General features: G+C 51.6%; 2 protein-coding genes. Both read right to left on the minus strand.

The genetic code is table 11. The features are described 5' to 3' along the window. A partial coding sequence (locus HWQ67_RS19535) for a hypothetical protein (protein ID WP_218254367.1) occupies positions 1–286 on the minus strand: 286 nt, incomplete at its 3' end. Between the two features lie 12 nt (positions 287–298). Continuing rightward, positions 299–1053: glycoside hydrolase family 25 protein (locus tag HWQ67_RS19540; RefSeq protein ID WP_218254368.1), on the minus strand; the 755-nt coding region annotated here is incomplete at its 5' end.

The raw sequence follows: 1053 nt of genomic DNA on the forward strand, positions 1-1053 counted from the left end.
TGTTGACAATCCCGTTCGCGATGTCGCAGGCGTATTTCAGATTGTGCTGGTTCAGGTCAAGATACCACTGCACCCAAGCACGAGGCCATCGTACAGTCGTTATCTTGCTGTTGCACAAGTGCGTCTCCTGGTAAGGCTTGGTTGCCGGGTAGTTGGTCTCCGTATCGCCGTGGTTCCATGTCCAATCGGGACAGTTCTGGCGCGGCATGTAGGTTTCTGTCACCTCGCAGAAGTCCGTCTTGATGATACAGAATTGGGTGTTATCTGGTAGGTCTGCTGTTTTCATAGTTGCTCCGGGTCATCGATACAACCCTTCAATCCTTTCCGTTGCCTCTGCAACACAATCGTTCCAACCGCGGTCATACTCATCCTCTGGGATGGTGATGTCTGGTGGGTGGACTAATCCCAATAGAATCTTAGTGAAGTCGTTCCAGTCCCCGTTGTACCAGTTCATATCGAGACCGGCTGATTCGGCTCCGTATTTGCGCCCGTCACCCTTATCCGTCCACTGCCAGAACGTATAGTCAGTCCAAACATCATCCATCCAGTATTTTTTTTCTAACTGTTTCCACGGGTGCGTAGTTCCGTTGTAATTGGCAATCCATAACGGGAATTGACTATAATATTTATTTTTTAACCCATATTCAAACCAATATCCAGGTGACGTGTAAATCATTGCTTCGCCGCGTTCGCCCCGTAACACAGCCAAAAAGGTATTCAGCCACAATATCGCATCTTTCGTCACGTTTTTGCGACATTCGTAATCCACTACCGGCGCAAGCTCACCGGGGTCGTTCCGCAGTACCCCACAGAAGAAGTCCGCCTGTGCCCTGCCCGATGCGCTCCAGTCCAGGTAGTGATATGCGCCGCGGTACAACCCCGCCTCTTTGGCGGCTTTCCAGTTGTACGTAAAGTCCTCATCAAGCCAGCAGCCCTGTGAGGCTTTGATGAACACGAACCGCGCGCCCGCAGCAACCGCCTTGTTGAAGTCCATCTTCTGAGGCGTGCTATTGTCATCCTGCCAGACTGAGCAATCTATGCCAGGGACGCGCT

It is taken from the genome of Candidatus Magnetobacterium casense (assembly GCF_019173545.1).
GTDB classification, from domain to species: Bacteria; Nitrospirota; Thermodesulfovibrionia; order Thermodesulfovibrionales; family Magnetobacteriaceae; genus Magnetobacterium; species Magnetobacterium cryptolimnobacter.